The sequence below is a fragment of the Bradyrhizobium sp. 142 genome, assembly GCF_023074015.1.
In the GTDB taxonomy this organism is placed as follows: Bacteria; Pseudomonadota; Alphaproteobacteria; order Rhizobiales; family Xanthobacteraceae; genus Bradyrhizobium.
Genome location: NZ_JADPKQ010000465.1, coordinates 1 through 18,607, shown reverse-complemented (window position 1 = coordinate 18,607; position 18,607 = coordinate 1). Strand labels below are relative to the sequence as shown.

The 18,607-nt window shown below is 63.8% G+C and carries 18 protein-coding genes; 7 read left to right on the top strand and 11 right to left on the bottom strand.

The annotated features are described in order from the left end of the window. Nucleotides 1-329 precede the first annotated feature (329 nt). The 5 genes from IVA82_RS42380 to IVA82_RS42360 form a co-directional block, all read right to left on the bottom strand. Nucleotides 330-1,730, bottom strand: coding sequence for an aspartate ammonia-lyase (locus tag IVA82_RS42380; protein ID WP_247382534.1), 1,401 nt, complete (start codon nt 1,728-1,730; stop codon nt 330-332). A gap of 49 nt (nt 1,731-1,779) precedes the next feature. Beyond that, a complete protein-coding gene (locus tag IVA82_RS42375) occupies nt 1,780-2,310 on the bottom strand; it encodes a hypothetical protein (RefSeq protein WP_247382533.1) in 531 nt (176 codons plus the stop codon). 150 nt (nt 2,311-2,460) lie between these two features. Continuing rightward, nucleotides 2,461-3,063, bottom strand: coding sequence for a YqaA family protein (locus tag IVA82_RS42370; RefSeq protein ID WP_247382532.1), 603 nt, complete (start codon nt 3,061-3,063; stop codon nt 2,461-2,463). Nucleotides 3,064-3,108: 45 nt separating this feature from the next. Further along, entirely contained in the window at nt 3,109-3,513 is a 405-nt protein-coding gene (hisE, locus tag IVA82_RS42365; RefSeq protein ID WP_247382531.1) for a phosphoribosyl-ATP diphosphatase, read from the bottom strand. A gap of 104 nt (nt 3,514-3,617) precedes the next feature. Beyond that, complete coding sequence (locus IVA82_RS42360) at nt 3,618-3,986, bottom strand: hypothetical protein (protein WP_247382530.1); 369 nt, start codon at nt 3,984-3,986, stop codon at nt 3,618-3,620. Nucleotides 3,987-4,213: 227 nt separating this feature from the next. Here IVA82_RS42360 and IVA82_RS42355 point away from each other — a divergent pair, with 227 nt between their 5' ends. The 6 genes from IVA82_RS42355 to IVA82_RS42330 all read left to right on the top strand — a co-directional run bounded on the left by IVA82_RS42355 (nt 4,214) and on the right by IVA82_RS42330 (nt 11,879). Next, nucleotides 4,214-5,257: an ABC transporter substrate-binding protein gene (locus IVA82_RS42355; protein ID WP_247382529.1), complete on the top strand. Its 1,044-nt coding sequence runs from the start codon at nt 4,214-4,216 to the stop codon at nt 5,255-5,257. Nucleotides 5,258-5,347: 90 nt separating this feature from the next. Further along, nucleotides 5,348-7,144, top strand: coding sequence for a glucan ABC transporter ATP-binding protein/ permease (locus IVA82_RS42350; protein ID WP_247382527.1), 1,797 nt, complete (start codon nt 5,348-5,350; stop codon nt 7,142-7,144). A 176-nt stretch (nt 7,145-7,320) separates the two neighbouring features. Further along, nucleotides 7,321-8,826, top strand: coding sequence for a D-alanyl-D-alanine carboxypeptidase family protein (locus IVA82_RS42345; RefSeq protein ID WP_247382525.1), 1,506 nt, complete (start codon nt 7,321-7,323; stop codon nt 8,824-8,826). A gap of 189 nt (nt 8,827-9,015) precedes the next feature. Continuing rightward, on the top strand, nt 9,016-10,701 hold the full coding sequence (locus IVA82_RS42340; protein WP_247382524.1) for a long-chain fatty acid--CoA ligase: 1,686 nt from the start codon (nt 9,016-9,018) through the stop codon (nt 10,699-10,701). Nucleotides 10,702-10,730: 29 nt separating this feature from the next. After that, nucleotides 10,731-11,285, top strand: a complete 555-nt coding sequence (locus IVA82_RS42335) for a DUF924 family protein (RefSeq protein ID WP_247382523.1) — start codon at nt 10,731-10,733, stop codon at nt 11,283-11,285. Between the two features lie 108 nt (nt 11,286-11,393). After that, complete coding sequence (locus IVA82_RS42330; RefSeq protein ID WP_148738241.1) at nt 11,394-11,879, top strand: peroxiredoxin; 486 nt, start codon at nt 11,394-11,396, stop codon at nt 11,877-11,879. Nucleotides 11,880-12,017: 138 nt separating this feature from the next. On the opposite strand, the gene rnhA is transcribed toward IVA82_RS42330, so the two are convergent. Genes rnhA through ispH form a run of 3 tightly spaced genes read right to left on the bottom strand, consistent with a single transcriptional unit; the run spans nt 12,018 to nt 14,437 of the window. Beyond that, the gene (gene rnhA / locus IVA82_RS42325; RefSeq protein ID WP_247382521.1) at nt 12,018-12,482 is read right to left on the bottom strand and encodes a ribonuclease HI; all 465 of its coding nucleotides are present in this window, start codon (nt 12,480-12,482) and stop codon (nt 12,018-12,020) included. Continuing rightward, nucleotides 12,479-13,462 (bottom strand): homoserine kinase, encoded by a 984-nt coding sequence (locus IVA82_RS42320; protein WP_247382520.1) that lies wholly within the window; start codon nt 13,460-13,462, stop codon nt 12,479-12,481. Before IVA82_RS42320 ends, rnhA begins: the two co-directional genes overlap by 4 nt. A gap of 6 nt (nt 13,463-13,468) precedes the next feature. Beyond that, a complete protein-coding gene (ispH, locus tag IVA82_RS42315) occupies nt 13,469-14,437 on the bottom strand; it encodes a 4-hydroxy-3-methylbut-2-enyl diphosphate reductase (RefSeq protein WP_247382519.1) in 969 nt (322 codons plus the stop codon). A 242-nt stretch (nt 14,438-14,679) separates the two neighbouring features. Here ispH and IVA82_RS42310 point away from each other — a divergent pair, with 242 nt between their 5' ends. Continuing rightward, entirely contained in the window at nt 14,680-15,375 is a 696-nt protein-coding gene (locus tag IVA82_RS42310; protein WP_247382517.1) for a cell cycle transcriptional regulator TrcR, read from the top strand. A 110-nt stretch (nt 15,376-15,485) separates the two neighbouring features. Here the strand turns inward: IVA82_RS42310 and IVA82_RS42305 are convergent, their stop codons facing one another. From IVA82_RS42305 to IVA82_RS42295, 3 genes are all read right to left on the bottom strand, one after another. Next, nucleotides 15,486-15,692 carry a DUF6494 family protein gene (locus IVA82_RS42305; protein ID WP_247382516.1) on the bottom strand — a complete coding sequence of 69 codons (207 nt, stop codon included), beginning with the start codon at nt 15,690-15,692 and terminating at the stop codon, nt 15,486-15,488. A gap of 24 nt (nt 15,693-15,716) precedes the next feature. Continuing rightward, nucleotides 15,717-15,986: a hypothetical protein gene (locus IVA82_RS42300; RefSeq protein ID WP_247382514.1), complete on the bottom strand. Its 270-nt coding sequence runs from the start codon at nt 15,984-15,986 to the stop codon at nt 15,717-15,719. Between the two features lie 194 nt (nt 15,987-16,180). Continuing rightward, complete coding sequence (locus tag IVA82_RS42295; protein ID WP_247382512.1) at nt 16,181-18,103, bottom strand: propionyl-CoA synthetase; 1,923 nt, start codon at nt 18,101-18,103, stop codon at nt 16,181-16,183. Nucleotides 18,104-18,607 lie beyond the last annotated feature (504 nt).

The following is an 18,607-nucleotide window of genomic DNA, read 5'->3' as shown; positions in this document are numbered from 1 at the left end:
GAGCGTCAGCCCCTCGCATAACGGGACCGCACATGTTGCCTTCGACGTTGCTTACCGCCTCGGCCTCTGCGAGTTTCTGTCTTTCGCGGCTCAATAGCCCACCCCACAGCATCGTTGTGTACGCTTCGCTGCCGCCGTCGCCGACGACACCGCAACACTCACTACCGGGCGCCCGCTACGGCTTACCCGGACCGGACTTCCACCGGTTGGACCGCGCCAGCTTGCCTGGCGCACAAGCAATCCAGAAATTCATCGGCGGAGGCACGCTGGATTGCTTCGTCGCAACGGCTCCTCGCAATGACGAGGCGGAAACTGCGGATGACGAACAGCTACCCAATCAGATCCGGATTGATCAGCCGCTCGAACGAGAACATCTCGTCCCACTTCTCCTGCGTGAGCAATTTCCGTTCGACCACAACGATCTGATGCAGCGACTTGCCGCTCTTGTAACCTTCGCGCGCGATCTCGGCGCATTGCTTGTAGCCGAGCAGCGGCTTCAGCACCGTAACGATACCGAGCGAGTTCAGCACCATGTTGCGGGTGTGCTCTTCGTTGGCGGTGATGCCGACGACGCAATTCTCGCGCAGGCTGTTGACCGCGCGTTCCATGGTTCGGATCGAGAAGAACAGCGCGAACGAGATCACCGGCTCCATCACGTTGAGCTGGAGCTGGCCGGCGCTTGCTGCAAGCGTCACCGTGGTGTCGAGCCCGATGACGAGGAAGCTGGTCTGGTTGACGATCTCGGGGATCACGGGATTGACCTTGCCGGGCATGATCGACGAGCCGGGCTGCAGCTGCGGCAAGTTGATCTCGTTGAAGCCGGCGCGTGGACCCGAGGCTAGCAGGCGGATGTCGTTGCAGATCTTGGTGAGCTTGCTCGCGGTGCGCTTCAGCACGCCGGACAATTGCACGTAGGCACCGGTATCCGAGGTCGCCTCGACAAGATCGCCCGCGAGCACGAAATCGACGCCGGTGAGCGCGCTCAAATGCCGGACTGCGAGCTTGGGATAGCCGTGCGCCGCGGTGACGGAGGTGCCGATCGCGGTGGCGCCGAGATTGATCTCGCGCAGCAGCGCGCGGGCCTCGGAGATTCGATCGACCTCCTCGCCCATGGTAGTTCCCCAGCCGCGGAATTCGGCGCCGAGCGACATCGGCACGGCGTCCTGAAGATGCGTGCGGCCCATCTTCAGCACGCGATCGAACTCCCTGCCCTTGGCGAAGAAGGCCTCCTGGAGCTGGCGTAGCGCCGTCATGTAGCTCTCGAGCCGCAGGATCAGCGCCAGTCGAAAGGCGGTCGGATAGGTGTCGTTGGTCGACTGGCCGTAATTAACGTGATCGTTTGGGCTGACATGCTGATAGTCGCCCTTCGCAAAGCCGAGCGATTCCAGCGCGAGATTGGCGATCACCTCGTTGGCGTTCATGTTGGTGGAAGTGCCGGCGCCGCCCTGGATGAAGTCGGTGACGAACTGATCCATCATGTCGCCGGCGATGACGCGATCGCAGCCGACGATGATCGCGTCGGCGACCTTGGCGTCGAGCACGCCGAGGTCGCAATTGGCCATGGCGGCGGCCTTCTTGACGTAACCAAGCGCCTTCACGAAGTAAGGCTCCTGGCTCATCGGAATGCCGGTGATGTGGAAGTTCTCCTTCCCGCGAATGGTCTGGACGCCATAGTAGATGTCGTCGGCGATCTCACGCGGTCCGAGGAAGTCCTGCTCCGTACGGCTCATGGGCACTCCTTGTTACTCGCGCGCAGCATCATGGTATCAGTTCTTGGCATCAGTTCTGGCACAGCGCGCTGGTGACGAACGTATCGGTGCGGCAATCGTCTGGCTTGCGGGCCCTGCCCGGGATCAAAACCTTGGCCGAGCATTTTTCCGCCGAGTCGGCGTTCAGGCTCTTGCCTTCCTTGTAGCCCTTGCTCTGGCAGAGTTGGTCGGCGGCCTGCTTGCAGTCTGGCCCTCCGTTCGACGAGACCGGGCAGGCCGCGCGCCCCGACACCATGGTGGACGGCTTCGCCAGGCGTGACAGGTCGTTCATGGTCTCGCTGGGGCTTTTGAGCGGCGGCAGAAACGAGGGCACCTTGTCGAACAGCTTGCCCATTTCATTGATCAGCCCGGAATTTTCCTCGCGCGCCGGCGGCCCCGGGGGAGCGGGTGTCGATGGCGGCGGTCCTTGCTCCTGCACGCCGAGCGCCGGAGCCGATGCCGATTGCGCCCATCCGGTCGCGCTGAAGCCGAGCAGGAGCAGCAGCAGCGCTGAAGTCAGCGTCCCCAGCCGCACCGCCGGATTGCCGGATCGAACCATCATGACGGCAACCGTAGCCGAAGCCGGCGCAGTGGCAAAGCGCCGATGTAACGTTATTGACTGAGCATGATCTCCGCGCAAACGCGTTCCGCAATTGGAGGGAAAGCCGCTTCACACTTTGCGCGACGCGGCCCTTCCGGACCGGATCATGCGCTAGATCAGCTTGATCGCGATCACGAAGCCCAGCACGAGCACTGTAGCACCGATCGCCACCCACAATCCGAGATGCTTCTCGATCCTGACCCGGATCCAATCGCCATAGCGGTTGAGCAGGATGGCGACGATGAAGAAACGTCCGCCGCGCGCAACGATCGAGCACAGGATGAAGAGGCCGACATTGTAGCCGGCAAAGCCCGAGGTGATGGTGACGAGCTTGTAGGGAATCGGCGTCAGGCCCTTGAGCAGGATGATCACCGCGCCCCACTCAGCATAGGAGGCGCGGAACGCGTCAACCTTGTCGCCGAGGCCATAGACCTGGATCAGCCAATGGCCGACCGAGTCGAAGAGCAACGCACCGATGGCGTACCCCAGCAGGCCTCCGACCACCGAGGTCGCCGTGCAGACCGCCGCATAGACCCAGGCGCGCTGCGGGCGCGCCAGTGACATCGGGATCAGCATCACGTCCGGGGGGACGGGAAAGAAGGAGCTTTCAGCGAAAGCCACGGCGCCCATGATCCAGAGAGCATAGGGCTTGTGGGCGGCGTCGATGCACCAGTCGTAGATACGTTTCAGCATGGCGCCGCGATGAAGCACCATGGGACGGATTTGTCCATGCCGAGATGGGGCCGATTTGCGCCAATTCTAGTGACGCTTGCGCGCGGTGCGGCCTTCAAGCGCGACAATTGGCCGCCTGGCGGCGACGCGCGGTGACGCAACTTTGGGCAGCTTCATCGGCGACTTCGGCAGTTTCTCGGCGATGCCGAGCATTTCTTCCCGCCGCGTCATCTCGCGCCAGACATCTTCAGGTCGGACGCCGGCCGAGGCCCAGAGCACGGTAAGATTGTAGAGCAGGTCGGCGCTTTCCCGGATCACGGCTTCGCTATCGCCGTTGACCGCATCGATGACGACCTCGATGGCCTCTTCGGCCAGCTTCTTCGCCATTTTGGAAGGGCCGCGCTGAAACAGCCGCGCGGTGCGCGATGTTGCCGGATCAAGGTCCCTGGCCGCGAGCACAGCCAGATATAGCCGCTCAAGCGAATCACTCATGTACGCAAAACTACTCTAAACCAATGGTCGACGCGTTAACGTCCGACAATCAACGAAAAATAGGCTGGCGCTGCAGGCAGCGCCAGCTTTTCTTGGTCAACGGGTCACCAACAATTCGCACCGCTTCGGCTGCAGGTGGCAAACGGGTCGCGACCGACGTATCCCTGATACGGATAGTCCGGATCACGTCCGTAATAGGGCCCGTTGCCGTAGTAGGCCGGGCCGCTGTAGTAGACTGGGCCGCCATAGTAAGCGGGACCGTAGTCATAGGCGTAGGCGTCGCGGCTTGCGGCGATCGCAAGGCCGGTGCCGACGATGCCGGCAAAGGCTGCCGCTGCCGCCGCTCCGCCCCCGCCATGCCAGTGGCGGCCGCCCGCGAACGAAGCCGTGGGGGCGACGGCGGTGAGAGCCAGCACCACGGCGGTGGCAAAAACGGCCTTGCGGCCGGCACGCTTCGAAAATCTGTCAAACATGTCCTGGACCCTCCTTGGGACCTTCAATGGTGCCTCGAGACAGGCTCATGTCCTCAAACACCACATCCCCATGTTGGGTTCCCGAACCCCAACACAAGCTGAACGGGGTTGCGTGATCGTGACGCAACCGCCGCTCATCCGCCGTTCATGTTGGCGCGGACAGACTTATCGCGAGCCGGCGCTCCGAGCGTCACGAAACCATAACAAATGCGGGATCGGCGCGACTGATGTTTGGACTCAAGACCATCGCCTTTGGCCGCGTCCTGGCTCTTGCAATCTCGTTTGCCGCGCTCGCCCCACGCGACGTCGATGCGGCCGAGGCCGCCGCGCCGTCCGTCGCGATCCACTTCACCTTCGACCGCCCCATCGACGCGAGCATGGCGCCGTTCTTTCTCGCAACGAAGGACGGCAAATTCGCCGCCGAACATCTCAACGTGTCCTTCAACACCGTGGCTGGATCGCCGGAAGCACTCGCACGCGTCGCCAAGGGCGACAGCGAGCTTGCGCTCGTCGACATCAACGAGCTGATCCGCTTTCGCGACAAGGACGATGCGGCGCCGGTCAAGGCGGTGTTCGTGCTGTTCAACCGCGCGCCTTACGCCGTCGTCGCCCGCAGGAGTCGCGGCGTCCACCTCCTGCCCGACCTCGACGGCAAGACGGTCGGCGTTGCCGACGGCGATCTGTCGATGCGACTGTGGCCGGCGCTGGCGCAGCAGAACGGCATCAACACGCAGCATGTGAAATTCCGCAAGATCAGCGCAGCGGTCCGCGAGCCTATCCTCTCCGCGGGCCAGGTCGATGCCGTCGCCGGTTTCAGCTATCTGTCGGCGGTCAACTTGCGCGATCGCGGCGTGCCCGGAGGCGATCTCGTCGTGCTGCGCTATGCTGACTACGGCTGCCAAGCCTATGGCTTTGCCGTGGCGGCCAATCCCGCCTTTGCCGCAGCGAAGCCTGACGCAATGAAAGGATTTGTTCGCGCATTGATTGCCGGCATCAACGCCACCGTCAAGCAGCCGGCGCTCGCGGCGGAGGAGGCCGCAAGCCATATCGACGACGGCGACCGCGAGCTGGAACGCCTGCGCACCGTGCTCGTCGACAATATCCTGACCGACGAGGTCCGCCGCAACGGCCTCGGCGGCATCGACCCGGCGCGCCTTGAGCGCTCGATCGACCAGATCGCACAGGATTTCAAGTTCCGCAAGAAACCCGCGGCGGGTGATATCTTCGACGACCGCTTCCTGCCGCCGGTCGAAGGGCGGCTGATCAATTGAGCAAAACTTGCAGCTTCCGCTGTATCTCGCGGGCGATCCCTGATTAGAGTACGAGTTCACCCCGCCGATCCGCCCGAGCTCCTCGACAGCATGTCCATTTTCAGCCTCTACACCCGCGTTCTCGAACTGCTCGGCAAGGAAGCGCGGCTGGGCTGGCTGCTGGCGTTCGCCAATCTCCTGCTTGCCGCCTCGCAGTTCGCCGAGCCCGTGCTGTTCGGCCGGATCGTCGACGTGCTCTCCGGCAACGCGGTGGCCGGATCGAACTCGGCCTGGCCCTTCCTCATGGCCTGGGTCGCGTTCGGGCTGTTCACCATCGCCTGCAGCGCGCTCGTTGCTCTGCAGGCCGACCGCCTCTCGCACCGCCAGCGCCAGGCAGTGCTGACCGATTATTTCGAGCACATCCTGCAACTGCCGTTGACCTTCCACTCCGGCACCCATTCGGGCCGGCTGATGAAGGTGATGCTCAACGGCACCGACGCGCTGTGGCGGCTGTGGCTCGGTTTCTTCCGCGAGCATTTTGCCGCGATCCTCTCAGTCGTGGTGCTGCTGCCACTGTCGCTGTACCTGAACTGGCGGCTGGCGATCCTGCTGTTCGTGCTCTGCATCGTCTTCACCGCCTTGACGACCTTCGTCGTGCGCAGGACCTTCGGCATGCAGATGGAGGTGGAGGAGCACTACAGCGAACTCTCCGCGCGCGCCTCCGACGCGCTCGGCAATGTCGCGCTGGTGCAGAGTTTTGTCCGCGTCGAATCCGAGGTGAAGGGATTGCGCTCCGTCGCCGATCAATTGCTTGCGGCGCAAATGCCGGTGCTGTCCTGGTGGGCGCTCGTCACCGTCATCACGCGGGCTTCCACCACCATCACGGTGCTCGCGATCTTCACGCTCGGCATCGCGCTGCACGACCAGGGGCTGACCTCGGTCGGCGAAATCGTGACGTTCGTGAGCTTTGCAACGCTTCTGATCCAGAAGCTCGAGCAGGTCGTGAGCTTCATCAACAACGTTTTCATGGAAGCGCCGCGGCTGCGCGAGTTCTTCAATGTACTCGACGCCGTGCCTGCGGTCCACGACCGGCCCGACGCGATCGATGCCGGCAGGCTCTCGGGCCTCGTCGAATTCCACGACGTCACCTTCTCCTACGACGGCAAGCGGCCGGCGGTCGAGGATCTCTCCTTCACCGCGCTGCCCGGCCAGACCATCGCGCTGGTTGGCGCCACTGGTGCGGGCAAATCCACCGCGATCGCGCTGCTGCATCGCGCCTTCGATCCGCAATCCGGCTTCATCAAGATCGACGGCATGGACGTGCGCGGCGTGACGCTGACATCGCTGCGGCGGAATATCGGCGTGGTGTTTCAGGAAGCGCTGCTGTTCAACCGCTCGATCGCGGAGAATTTGCGCGTCGGCAAGCCGGATGCGACCGAAGCCGAGATGCGCAAGGCGGCGGAGCGCGCGCAGGCGCTCGAATTCATCGAGCGCAGCGGCGGCTTCGAAACCAATGCCGGCGAGCGGGGCCGCATGCTCTCCGGCGGCGAGCGGCAGCGACTGTCGATCGCACGCGCTCTACTGAAGGACCCGCCGATCCTGATCTTGGACGAGGCGACGAGCGCGCTCGACGCCGTCACCGAGGCCAAGGTGAATACCGCTCTCGACGAAGTGATGAAGGGCCGAACCACCTTCGTGATCGCCCACCGCCTCTCCACCATCCGCAATGCCACACGGATCCTGGTGTTCGAGAACGGGCGGGTGATCGAAAGCGGAACTTTCGATGAACTCGTTGCCAAGAGTGGCCATTTTGCCGAGCTCGCCAAGGCCCAGTTCATGGTCCAGGAGAGCGCACGGACCAGCGTGACAGCGGCTGAGGCTGCTGCGACTGCGGTCAAGTCCCCGTAGCACTGTCGAAATTCGGCCTATTTCATCACTGAATACCCGGCCGAGCCCCCTGTTCTCGACCCATGAGCCAGTATAGGTTTGCAGCGCCGCAAGCGGCGGCGCAGGATTTCAAACCCGAAACTCAGATCACGAGAGCCGTCCGCAACCGGCGGGTCTCCCAGGACCGGAATCGGATAGTGCACGCATTTCGCCCGCTGCTTCGCAATTCCCTGTTCAACCTGTTCGCGGCGGCACTCGCATGCGCTGCGCTGCTTGCCCCGCGCGCGGCCGGCGCCGAAGCGCTGCTGCTGATCGAAGCCGACAGCGGCAAGGTGTTGCAGGCCGATAACGCGACCATTCCCTGGTATCCGGCTTCCGTTACCAAGATCATGACTGCCTATGTGACGCTGAAGGCGGTCAAGGACGGCAAGCTCACGCTCGATACGCTGCTCACGGTGTCGCCGACGGCGGCCTCGCAATCGCCCTCGAAAATGGGATTCCGTCCGGGAACGCAGCTCACCGTCGACAACGCGCTGAAGATGATGATGGTGAAGTCGGCGAATGACATGGCCGTGGTGCTTGCCGAAGGCATCGGCGGCTCGATCGACGGCTTCTCGGCGATGATGAACGACACCGCGAAGAAGCTCGGCATGACGCAGACGAGCTACGTCAACCCCAACGGCCTGCCCGCCGATGGCCAGATCACGTCCGCACGGGATCTCGGCATTCTCGCGCGCTCGTTCCTGCGCGACCTGCCGGAATACGAATACTTCGTGCACATTCCGGCAATTCGCTTCGGCAAGCGCGTCACGGGGAATTTCAACAAGCTGATCGGCCGCTATCCCGGCGCCGACGGCTTCAAGACCGGCTTCATCTGCGCCTCCGGCTACAACCTCGTCGCGTCGGCGACGCGCAACGGCCGCCGGTTGATCGCGGTGGTGCTCGGCGCCAGCTCCGGCACCGCGCGCGCGGTGAAGGCGGCGCAGCTCCTGGAGCGCGGCTTCAGCCAGGACAACCTGTCGTGGCTACGTCCCGCGCTCGGCACCGTCGACAATTTGGTACCGGTCGATGCATCGCCGCCGAACCTGCGCGACGACATGTGCGGCGGCCACCGCAAGCGGCCGGCCAGCGACGATGACGACGCGCTGATCGCGACCAATGGCGGCGCGACCGGATCGGCCTCGGCCACCGGCGGTGAGGCCCAGGTGACCTTCTTCGCCGCAGGGCTTCAACCGCCCTTAATGAAGGCCTCCGAGCTGATGGCCACGGCCGCCGCGTCCGCCGAGCCCGTGCTGGTTTATACCGGCCCGACCCGCACCGGCACGGCCCTGATCGCAGCGGTCGCGGCCGACGCTGACCAGCAGGCGACCGCGAAGCCGCGTGGCAAGAAGTCGCGCGTGGCCAAGAAGCCCGACGCGGCCGACAAGCCCAAGGACGCGAGCAAGGACACACGCAAGGACGCCAGCAAGGATACCAAGACAGCGGCGGCGAGGCCGGACGCCAAGCCTGACGCGAAAAGCGACGCCAAGAGTGCGGCCAAACCGGCCGGGACCAAGCATGCCGCGGCCAAGCCCACCGCTGTCAAGCCCACCGCTGCCAAGCCTGATGCCACGGCGAAGCCCGCTGCAAACGCTGAGCAAGCCAAGCCCGCAAAACCCAAGGCCGCGACCAAGCCCGCAGCCAAGCCGGCCAACAATAGTTAACGGCTCATCGAGGCGAGAGCGCGCCCGCCCTTCGCACCTGCGGCAGAGGGTTTGCGACGATTCCAGTAGCCACTTCCCGGCCTTTGCCATAATCCTCGAACGCTTGCCACCTGTTCCGGCAGGCTCGATACTGCCGGCAACGAGGCAAGCCCGAGACACAACGGGCTCAGGCAAGAGAGGGGAGTTTCCATGGAGCGCATCTGGCTCAAGCAATATCCGCCCGGCGTGCCCGCAGACATCGATGCGACCCAATACGCATCGCTGGTCGACCTGCTGGAGGAGAGCTTCGCGAAGTTCGCCGACCGCAAGGCGTTCATCTGCATGGACAAGGCGATCAGCTATCGCGATCTCGACCAGATGTCGCTGGCGCTCGCATCTTATCTGCAAGGCCGCGGCCTCCAGCGCGGCGCCCGCGTCGCGATCATGATGCCGAACGTGCTGCAATATCCGGTCGCGACCGCCGCCGTGCTGCGCGCCGGCTTCGCGGTCGTCAACGTCAACCCGCTCTACACCCCGCGCGAGCTCGAGCACCAGCTCAAGGACTCCGGCGCCGAAGCCGTCATTGTGCTGGAGAACTTCGCCCACACCGTCCAGCAGGTGATCGCCAAGACGGCCGTGAAGCACGTCATCGTCGCCAGCATGGGCGACCTGCTCGGCTTCAAGGGCGTCATCGTCAATCTCGTCGTCCGCCGCGTGAAGAAGATGGTGCCGGCCTGGTCGCTGCCTGGCGCGGTGCCCTTCAATGACGCGCTATCGGCCGGCCGCGGCATGACTTTCAACAAGCCAAAACTATCACCCGGCGACGTCGCCTTCCTGCAATATACCGGCGGTACCACCGGCCTCTCCAAGGGCGCCACGCTGCTCCACCGCAACATTGTCGCCAACGTCCTGCAGAACGACGCCTGGCTCCAGCCAGCGCTGGCACAGCCGCCGCAGATCGACCAGCTCCTGATCGTCTGCGCGCTGCCGCTCTACCACATCTTCGCGCTGACGGCCTGCTATCTGCTCGCGGTGCGCGCCGGCGGCTGCAATCTGTTGATCCCCAATCCGCGCGACATCGCCGGCTTCATCAAGGAATTGGCGAAGTACCAGGTTAACAGCTTCCCGGCCGTCAACACGCTCTACAACGGCTTGATGCATCACCCCGATTTCAAGAAGCTCGACTTCTCCAAGCTGAAGATCTCCAACGGCGGCGGCATGGCGGTACAGCGCCCTGTCGCCGAGCAGTGGAAGGCGGTGACCGGCTGCTTCATCGCCGAAGGCTACGGCCTGTCGGAGACATCGCCGACGCTGACCTGCAACCCGGCGACCACGACCGAGTTCTCCGGCTCGATCGGCATCCCCGTGCCCTCGACCTGGATCTCGATCCGCGACGACGACGGCAACGAGGTTCCGCTGGGCCAGCCCGGCGAGATCTGCGCCAAGGGCCCGCAGGTGATGTCCGGGTACTGGAACAGGCCGGAGGATACCGCCAGCGTGATGACCGCGGACGGCTATTTCCGCACCGGGGACATCGGCGTGATGGACGAGAGAGGTTACACCAAGATCGTTGACCGCAAGAAGGACATGATCCTGGTCTCCGGCTTCAACGTCTATCCGAACGAGATCGAGGAAGTGATCGCGAGCCATCCGGGCGTGCTCGAATGCGCCGTGATCGGCATCCCCGATTCCAAATCGGGCGAGGCAGTCAAGGCTTTCGTGGTGAAGAAGGATCCCAATCTCACGGCCGAGGATGTGATCAAGTTCTGTCACGGGCAGCTCACCGGCTACAAAGTGCCCAAGCACATCGAATTCCGCACCGACCTGCCGAAGACCAACGTCGGCAAGATCTTGCGCCGGCAGCTGCGGGACGAGAAGAAGGCCGAGGCGGCGTAAGGCAGGTCTTGGATTCACGTCTTGGATTCATGATTGACATCGGCGACATTAACCCAGCCGGCATTCTCGCTTTCTGGCGCGAGGCCGGCCGCGACCGCTGGTACGAGCGCGACGATGCGTTCGATGCGGACATCAGGCGCCGCTTTCTCGATCTGTGGCAAAAGGCGGCCGCCGGCGGACTGGCGTCCTGGGAGGACAGCGACGACGGCGCGCTGGCGCTCGTCATCGTGCTCGACCAGTTTCCCCGCAACATGTTCCGCGATAGCGCCTGCGCCTTCGCCAGCGACGCGCTGGCGCGCGACGTCGCCCGCCGCGCCATCGATCGGGGCGCCGATCGAAACGTCGATCCAGCCCTGCTCGAATTCCTCTACATGCCCTTCATGCATTCCGAGCACCTATCCGACCAGCTGCACTGCGTCGCGCTGCTTCAAGGCACGGACAATGAGGAGAGCCTGAAATACGCCCGAGAGCACGCCGACATCATCCGCCGGTTCGGTCGCTTCCCCCACCGCAACCGCCTCCTCGGCCGCGACACCACGCCGGACGAGCAGGCCTTCCTCGATGAGGGTGGTTTTGGCGGCTGATGACATAACGGTGAAGAGACCAGGCTCTTGCCGCGTGCGTTGCCGGCAATATTGTGCAGGCTGGCCGCTCGGTCTACAAAGCGGAACCGATTTCGAGGGAGAATGATGATGGCGATCCAACTTGGCGACAAGCTGCCCGAAGCGAAATTCCGCGTGATGACCGCGGAAGGTCCGCAGGTGAAGACCACCGACGATATCTTCAAGGGCAAGAAGGTGGCGCTGTTCGCGGTGCCCGGCGCCTACACCGGCACCTGCCACAAGATGCATCTACCGAGCATCTTCCTCAACGCCTATGCCATCAAGGACAAGGGCGTCGACAGCATCGCGATCGTCTCCGTCAATGACGCATTCGTCATGAACGCCTGGAAGCGCGACACCGACCAGCGCGACGAGGCGATCTTCCTCGCCGACGGCAATGCCGACTTCACCAAGGCGATAGGCATGGAATTAGATGCCTCCGGCAACGGGCTGGGCATCCGCTCCAAGCGCTACTCGATGCTGGTCGAGGACGGCGTCGTGAAGAAGCTGAACCTCGAGGCGATGCCCGGCAAGGTCGAGGTCTCCGGCGGCGATACGCTGTTGGGGCAGTTGTAAGGTTCGATCCGTCACGACTCTAACGAGGGCGTCATGCCTGGGCTTGTCCCGGGCATCCACGTTCTTCGTCACACGCGGTAAGGCGTGGATGGCCGGGACAAGCCCGGCCATGACGAGCGGCGAGAGCCAGGGCTCGCCCTACTCCCTCACCCGCTGCTGCAACCTCGCCATCGCAATCCCGTCGCGCGCGAGCTGATCGGCGCGTTCGTTCTCGGGATGGCCGGCGTGGCCCTTGACCCAGTGCCAGCGGATTTCGTGCTGTTTCAGCGCAGCATCGAGCCGCTGCCATAACTCGACGTTCTTGACCGGCTTCTTGTCGGCGGTGCGCCAGCCGTTGCGCTTCCAGCCGTGGATCCAGCCGGTGATGCCCTGCCGCACATATTGGCTGTCGGTATAGAGATCGACGATGCAGGGCTTCTTCAGCGCTTCCAGCGCGGAGATCGCCGCCATCAACTCCATCTGGTTGTTGGTGGTGTGGCGCTCGCCGCCCTTGAGCTCCTTCTCCTTGTCGCCGAATTTCAGGATCGCGCCCCAGCCGCCGGGCCCGGGATTTCCCGAGCAGGCGCCGTCGGTAAAGATGCTGACAATGGGAAGTTCGCTCAAGCGACCAGTCCTGACGGCATCAGCCCGTAGTCGCGCACGCTCGAGACACTCTGGTGGAAGCGCAGCTTGCGGACATATTCCAGAGGATCCTTCGGCTTGACCAGCGCACCCGGCGGCACGTTGAGCCAGTCGACCAGCCGCGTCAGCAGGAAGCGGATCGCAGCACCGCGCGCCAGCAGCGGCAGTGCAGTCTCTTCCGCCTCGGACAGCTTTCGCACACGGCCATAGGCATTCAGGAAGGCCCGCGCCTTGGTGACGTTAAAGGAGTGATCCGGCTCGAAACACCAAGCATTCAGGCAGATCGCGACGTCATAGGCCAGCATGTCGTTGCAGGCGAAGGTGAAGTCGATGATCCCCGAGAGCTGGTCACCGAGGAAGAAGACGTTGTCGTTGAAGAGGTCGGCGTGGATGACGCCCTCGGGCAAATTGTTCGGCCAGACGCCGCTCGATAGATGATCGAGCTCGGCGGCGAGGAACGCGCACAGGCCGGGCTGTACCTCGTCGGCCCGGCTTGAGGCCGCATCGAACAGCGGCCGCCAACCGGCGACCGAGAGCGCGTTGGCGCGCTTGATTGAAAAACTGGCGCCGGCCAGATGCATTTTCGCCAGCGCCTGTCCGACGCCGGCGCAATGGGTGGCGTTCGGCTTCCGCGGCCAGACGCCTTCGAGAAAGGTGATGATCGCGGCCGGCCGTCCCGACAGCTCGCGCAGCGCCTCGCCGTCCTTGGCCTTGACCGGAAGCGGGCAGCTGATGCCGTGCTCGGCGAGATGCGTCATCAGCGCCAGGAAGTACGGCAGATCGTTCTTGGCCACGCGCTTCTCATAGAGCGTGAGGATGTACGAGCCCTTGGTGGTGTGCAGCAGGAAGTTTGAATTCTCGACACCCTCGGCGATGCCCTTGTAGGAGAGCAATTCGCCGAGATCGTATGGCTTAAGGAAATCCGCTAGCTCGTCGGCGGCGACGTCGGTGTAGACCGCCATAAAAGTCTACTCGGCGGCGGCTTCGGGGCGCACCGAACGCGGCAGCGGGAAGAACTCGTTCTCTTCCGCGGCCGAGACCGTCTCCACATGCAGTGTGAAGCGCTCGGCAAAGGCGTCCATGATCTCCTCGACGATCACTTCCGGCGCCGAGGCGCCCGCGGTGATGCCGAGGCTGGTGATGTTCTCGAACCGCTTCCAATCGAGGTCGGCGGCGCGCTGCGCCAGCACCGCGATCGGGCAGCCCTCGCGCTCGGCAACCTCGCGCAGGCGCTGCGAGTTCGAGGAGTTCGGCGCACCGACCACGATCAGCGCGTCGACCACCGGCGCCACTTTCTTCACCGCGAGCTGGCGGTTGGTGGTGGCGTAGCAGATGTCTTCCTTGTGCGGACCGTTGATGTTCGGGAAGCGCTCCTTGAGCAGCGCCACGATCTCCGCGGTATCATCGATCGACAGCGTGGTCTGGGTCACAAAGGCAATGTTGTTCGGATCCTTCGGCGTGATGGTCTTGGCGTCCTCGGCGGTCTCGATCAGGGTGACGGCGCCGACCGGGAGTTGGCCGAGCGTGCCGACCACCTCGGGGTGATGGGAATGGCCGATCAGGAAGATCTCGCGGCCGCGCTTGAAGTGAATCGCTGCCTCGCGGTGCACCTTGGTCACCAGCGGGCAGGTCGCATCCAGCGAGAACAAATTGCGGGACTGGGCGTCGGCCGGAACCGATTTCGGCACGCCATGGGCCGAGAATACAACCGGCGCGGTGGTGTTTTCCGGGATTTCGGCGAGCTCCTCGACGAAGATGGCGCCCTTCTTCTTCAACCCATCGACGACATACTTGTTGTGCACAATCTCATGGCGAACATAGACGGGAGCGCCGTACTTATCGAGCGCCCGTTCCACGGTGTCGATCGCCCGGACCACCCCGGCGCAGAAGCCACGGGGAGAACAAAGCACGATCTTGAGGTCTGGTTTGGCTGACATTGGGCGATCTCGGGACCGAATCACCTCGCCAAATGGGCGGGAAGCGGTCGATGGATGAATAGGGCTTAGGTGCGGGCTTACAGGGAATTGGGCCCCCTTTCGGGCGCTGTCAAGGCACTATCTATAGCAGAACCATTGCGTGGCCACCCCCTACGGGCTTATATAGCGCGAATTCCCAGTCATCGCTGATGACCACCGGTTTCGCCTCCAAAGGGGTGGGCGAAGCACAAAGGAGATTTGCCATGAGCAACGCACCTCTGATGCCCAAGGCGACCGCCGTCTGGCTGCTCGACAACACCGCGCTGACCTTCGACCAGGTCGCCGATTTCACCAAGATGCATCCGCTCGAGATCCGGGCGATCGCCGACGGCGACGCCGCCCAGGGCATCAAGGGCATGGACCCCATTTCCAACGGCCAGCTGACCCGCGAGGAGATCGAGAAGGCCGAGAGGAATCCGGACGCCCGGCTCCGCCTTCAGGAGAGCAAGGTGGTGCTGCCGCCCCAGCCCAAGCGCAAGGGCCCGCGTTACACCCCGGTCTCGCGTCGCCACGAGCGCCCGAGCGCCATCCTGTGGCTGCTGCGCAACCATCCCGAACTCAAGGACGCCCAGATCATGCGCCTGGTCGGCACGACCAAGAGCACGATCGCGAGCGTCCGTGACCGCACCCACTGGAATACGTCGTCGCTGACGCCCATCGATCCGGTGACCCTTGGCCTCTGCTCGCAGATTGAGCTCGATTTCGAAGTGGCGCGCGCGGCCAAGGAAAAGCCGATCGACGCAGCCTATGGCGGCGCGACGCTGCTGCCGGCGTCCGAGACCACCAAGAAGGACGAGTTCGAGTCGGCCGAGAAGTCGAGCGACGACCTCAATGTCGACGCCGTGTTCGCCAAGCTGAAAACCCTTGGCGGCAAGAAGCAGGAGCAGGAGGAAGAGTAGTCCTCCGCTCTCCATTGGCTATCGAATACAATTTGAACGCGGCGGGGTAACTCGCCGCGTTTTTGTTTGGGCTTGTGTTGAACAGCGCGCCCATAGGCCTCACGGAAGATTCAGCCCAGCTCGATCGTGTCGTTGACCTCGTAGACGAGTCCGACGCTGTCGATCGTCAGCACAATCTTCGCGTTGAGCTTCTCATGGTCCTTGATCCGACCTGCCGCGATCGCATCGCGCACGGCCTTTTCGATCTCGCGCTGCGAGGTGACGCCGACTCGCTTCAGGAATTTGCGCAGGCTGGCGTTGAACTGGTCCTCGTTCATGATGGCCTCCGTAGACCGGGCGGCTTACGGCCGCTCCGGATGGTTTAGCATGTATTCGCCGAGATCGCGCTGGCGGCGGTCAGATCGGGCGGTGGCGGCGCTGCGTTGGACGTCACGATCCTTGCGGCAGGCCACGTATTCCGGCGAGCCGGACGCATAGCCGCGGCTCTGGCACACCGCATCGTCATCGTCACCGCCCATCGCCACCGGCGTCTGGTAGCGCGCGGAGCAGGCGGAGAGAGCGACAGCGAGCAGTACGGCTGTGAGCAGGCGCGGCGCGACGGCGAGTGGCATGCGAGGTTTCCTATTGGCCGGTCCTGTTTAGCGCGGAATGCGGAGATTGTAAGTCTATAGGCGCAGTCCCTGCTCGTCGTCATTCCCCGCGAAAGCGGGGAATCCAGTACGCCGCGGCGGTCATTGGTTCACACAATTCCGGCCGCGGAGTACTGTATCGCCCGCCTGCGCGGGCAATGACAGCGGAGTTCGACTCACACCCTGCCCTTCAGCGCCTCGCCGATCTCGTCCAGCACTTTGGGGTCCTCGATCGTCGCCGGCATGGTCCAAGGTTCGCCGTCTGCAATCTTCTTAATGGTGCCGCGCAAGATCTTTCCGGAGCGCGTCTTGGGCAGGCGGCCGACGGTGATGGCGAGCTTGAAGGCGGCGACGGGGCCGAGCTTGTCGCGTACAAGTGCGACAATCTCCTTCTCGATCTCGCCAGGCGCGCGCTTGACGCCGGCCTTGAGCACCAGGAAGCCGCAGGGCACCTCGCCCTTGATCGCGTCCTTGACGCCGAGCACGGCGCATTCGGCGACATCCGAATGCGAGGCCAGAATTTCCTCCATGCCGCCGGTGGACAGGCGATGGCCGGCGACATTGATGATGTCGTCGGTGCGGCCCATCACGAAGACATAGCCGTCCTCGTCCTTGTAGCCGGCGTCCGACGTCTTGTAGTAGCCGGGGAATTCGGTGAGGTAGGCTTCCCTAAAGCGCGCATCCTGATTCCACAGCGTCGGCAGGCAGCCGGGCGGCATCGGCAGCTTGATGACGATCGAGCCCATGGTGTTGGGAGCAACGGGCTTTGCCGCCTCATCGACCACATCGACCTGATAGCCCGGCATCGGCACCGTCGGCGAGCCGTGCTTCACCGGCAGCATGCCGAGGCCGACCGGATTGCCGGCGATGCACCAGCCGGTTTCGGTCTGCCACCAATGGTCGATCACCGGCACCCTCAACTGCGCTTCCGCCCATTCCACCGTCGGCGGATCGGCGCGCTCACCGGCGAGGAACAGCGTGCGGAATCTGGAGAGGTCGTATTGCCGGATGAACTTGCCTTCCGGATCGTCCTTGCGAATGGCGCGGAACGCGGTCGGCGCGGTAAAGAAGGCGACTGCCTTGTGCTCCGAAATCACGCGCCAGAACGCACCGGCATCAGGCGTGCCGACCGGCTTGCCCTCGTACATGACCGTGGTCGCGCCATGCAGCAGCGGGCCGTAGACGATGTAGCTGTGGCCGACCACCCAGCCGATATCGGAGCCGCACCACCAGACCTCGCCGGGCTTGACGCCGTAGAGGTTGAACATCGACCATTTCACCGCGACGAGATGGCCGCCATTGTCGCGCACGACGCCCTTGGGAATGCCGGTCGTGCCCGAGGTGTAGAGGATGTAGAGCGGATCGGTGGCGGCGACCGGCACGCAAGGTGCTTTCTTGCCGTCGTTCATCGCCTTGCGGCGCAGGCTCGCCCAATCGTAATCGCGCCCCGGCGTCAGGTCGCAGATGTGCTGCGGACGTTGCAGCACGATGCAGGCTTTCGGCTTGCTGCCCGCGAGCCTGATAGCCTCGTCGAGCAGCGGCTTGTACTGCACGATGCGGCCGGGCTCGATGCCGCAACTCGCCGACAGGATCAGTTTTGGCTGCGCATCGTCGATGCGGGTTGCGAGCTCCTTCGCCGCAAAGCCGCCGAACACCACCGAGTGCACTGCACCGATCCGGGCGCAAGCGAGCATCGCGACCACCGCCTCCGGCACCATCGGCATATACAGGATAACGCGGTCGCCTTTGGCGACGCCGAAATCCTGCATGATTGCGGCGAGCGCCTGCACCTCGTCCAGGAGCTCGGCATAGGTGAATTTTGTGACCGAGTTGGTGAGCGGCGAATCATGGATCAGTGCGACCTGGTCGGCGCGGCCGCGTTCGACGTGTCGATCCAGCGCGTTGTAGCAGGTGTTGACGACGCCGCCGCTGAACCAGCGGCCGTAGGTACCCTGGGCGGCGTCGAAGATCTTTTTCGGCGGCTCGATCCAGTCGATCTCCTTTGCCGCCTCGGCCCAAAACCCCTCGGGATCGGCCAGCGAGCGCGCGTGGATCTCGTGATAGCGGCCCTTTCCTTCCACGGTTCCCTGGACATTCATGCCTGCGCTCCCGTTCCCTTTATCCGCCTTGCCTTGACCTGACGGCAGGACATCCGTCCCGCCAGGACCAGGATCAATCGCCGGCTTTTGTTTAGGGGGTATTCTCCCGGGAACGGGCCCCGGTTCAAGCTGAAAAGGATGGTGCACCGTCTCCTTGTCCCCGTTCGTACGGGGCCGCGACGAGCTTCGCTCGCGCGGAGAGGGTTGGGGTGAGGGGCTGTTTCCGCAATTTCGGCACAACTTGAGTTCGCGGCGGCTCCCCCTCACCCGGATCGCATCTGCGATGCGCTCCGGCCTCTCCCGGCAGGCGGACCTGGAAGACAGCGCTTATGGCTATCGGCCAGGGCATCGCATCTGGGTGCACGATGCGGCGACATCGGCGGTGAGCTCCCTCTCCCGCTTGCGGCAGGGCTGTCCCGGGAAAATCACACATAGATGAGCTCCAGCTGGTCGAGAGAGAACCTGGGCTTTGGCTTGCTGGGATTGACTGGCGGAGGCTTGTCG

What these genes read in the sequence shown, in the direction of transcription:
- IVA82_RS42320 (WP_247382520.1), bottom strand. Translation starts at nt 13,462, where the DNA reads ATGGCGGTCTACACCGACGTCGCCGCCGACGAGCTAGCGGATTTCCTT.
- IVA82_RS42330 (WP_148738241.1), top strand. Translation starts at nt 11,394, where the DNA reads ATGGCGATCCAACTTGGCGACAAGCTGCCCGAAGCGAAATTCCGCGTG.
- IVA82_RS42295 (WP_247382512.1), bottom strand. Translation starts at nt 18,103, where the DNA reads ATGAATGTCCAGGGAACCGTGGAAGGAAAGGGCCGCTATCACGAGATC.
- IVA82_RS42350 (WP_247382527.1), top strand. Translation starts at nt 5,348, where the DNA reads ATGTCCATTTTCAGCCTCTACACCCGCGTTCTCGAACTGCTCGGCAAG.
- hisE (WP_247382531.1), bottom strand. Translation starts at nt 3,513, where the DNA reads ATGAGTGATTCGCTTGAGCGGCTATATCTGGCTGTGCTCGCGGCCAGG.
- IVA82_RS42310 (WP_247382517.1), top strand. Translation starts at nt 14,680, where the DNA reads ATGAGCAACGCACCTCTGATGCCCAAGGCGACCGCCGTCTGGCTGCTC.
- IVA82_RS42380 (WP_247382534.1), bottom strand. Translation starts at nt 1,730, where the DNA reads ATGAGCCGTACGGAGCAGGACTTCCTCGGACCGCGTGAGATCGCCGAC.
- IVA82_RS42355 (WP_247382529.1), top strand. Translation starts at nt 4,214, where the DNA reads ATGTTTGGACTCAAGACCATCGCCTTTGGCCGCGTCCTGGCTCTTGCA.
- ispH (WP_247382519.1), bottom strand. Translation starts at nt 14,437, where the DNA reads ATGTCAGCCAAACCAGACCTCAAGATCGTGCTTTGTTCTCCCCGTGGC.
- IVA82_RS42375 (WP_247382533.1), bottom strand. Translation starts at nt 2,310, where the DNA reads ATGATGGTTCGATCCGGCAATCCGGCGGTGCGGCTGGGGACGCTGACT.
- IVA82_RS42300 (WP_247382514.1), bottom strand. Translation starts at nt 15,986, where the DNA reads ATGCCACTCGCCGTCGCGCCGCGCCTGCTCACAGCCGTACTGCTCGCT.
- IVA82_RS42335 (WP_247382523.1), top strand. Translation starts at nt 10,731, where the DNA reads ATGATTGACATCGGCGACATTAACCCAGCCGGCATTCTCGCTTTCTGG.
- IVA82_RS42360 (WP_247382530.1), bottom strand. Translation starts at nt 3,986, where the DNA reads ATGTTTGACAGATTTTCGAAGCGTGCCGGCCGCAAGGCCGTTTTTGCC.
- IVA82_RS42305 (WP_247382516.1), bottom strand. Translation starts at nt 15,692, where the DNA reads ATGAACGAGGACCAGTTCAACGCCAGCCTGCGCAAATTCCTGAAGCGA.
- IVA82_RS42370 (WP_247382532.1), bottom strand. Translation starts at nt 3,063, where the DNA reads ATGGTGCTTCATCGCGGCGCCATGCTGAAACGTATCTACGACTGGTGC.
- IVA82_RS42340 (WP_247382524.1), top strand. Translation starts at nt 9,016, where the DNA reads ATGGAGCGCATCTGGCTCAAGCAATATCCGCCCGGCGTGCCCGCAGAC.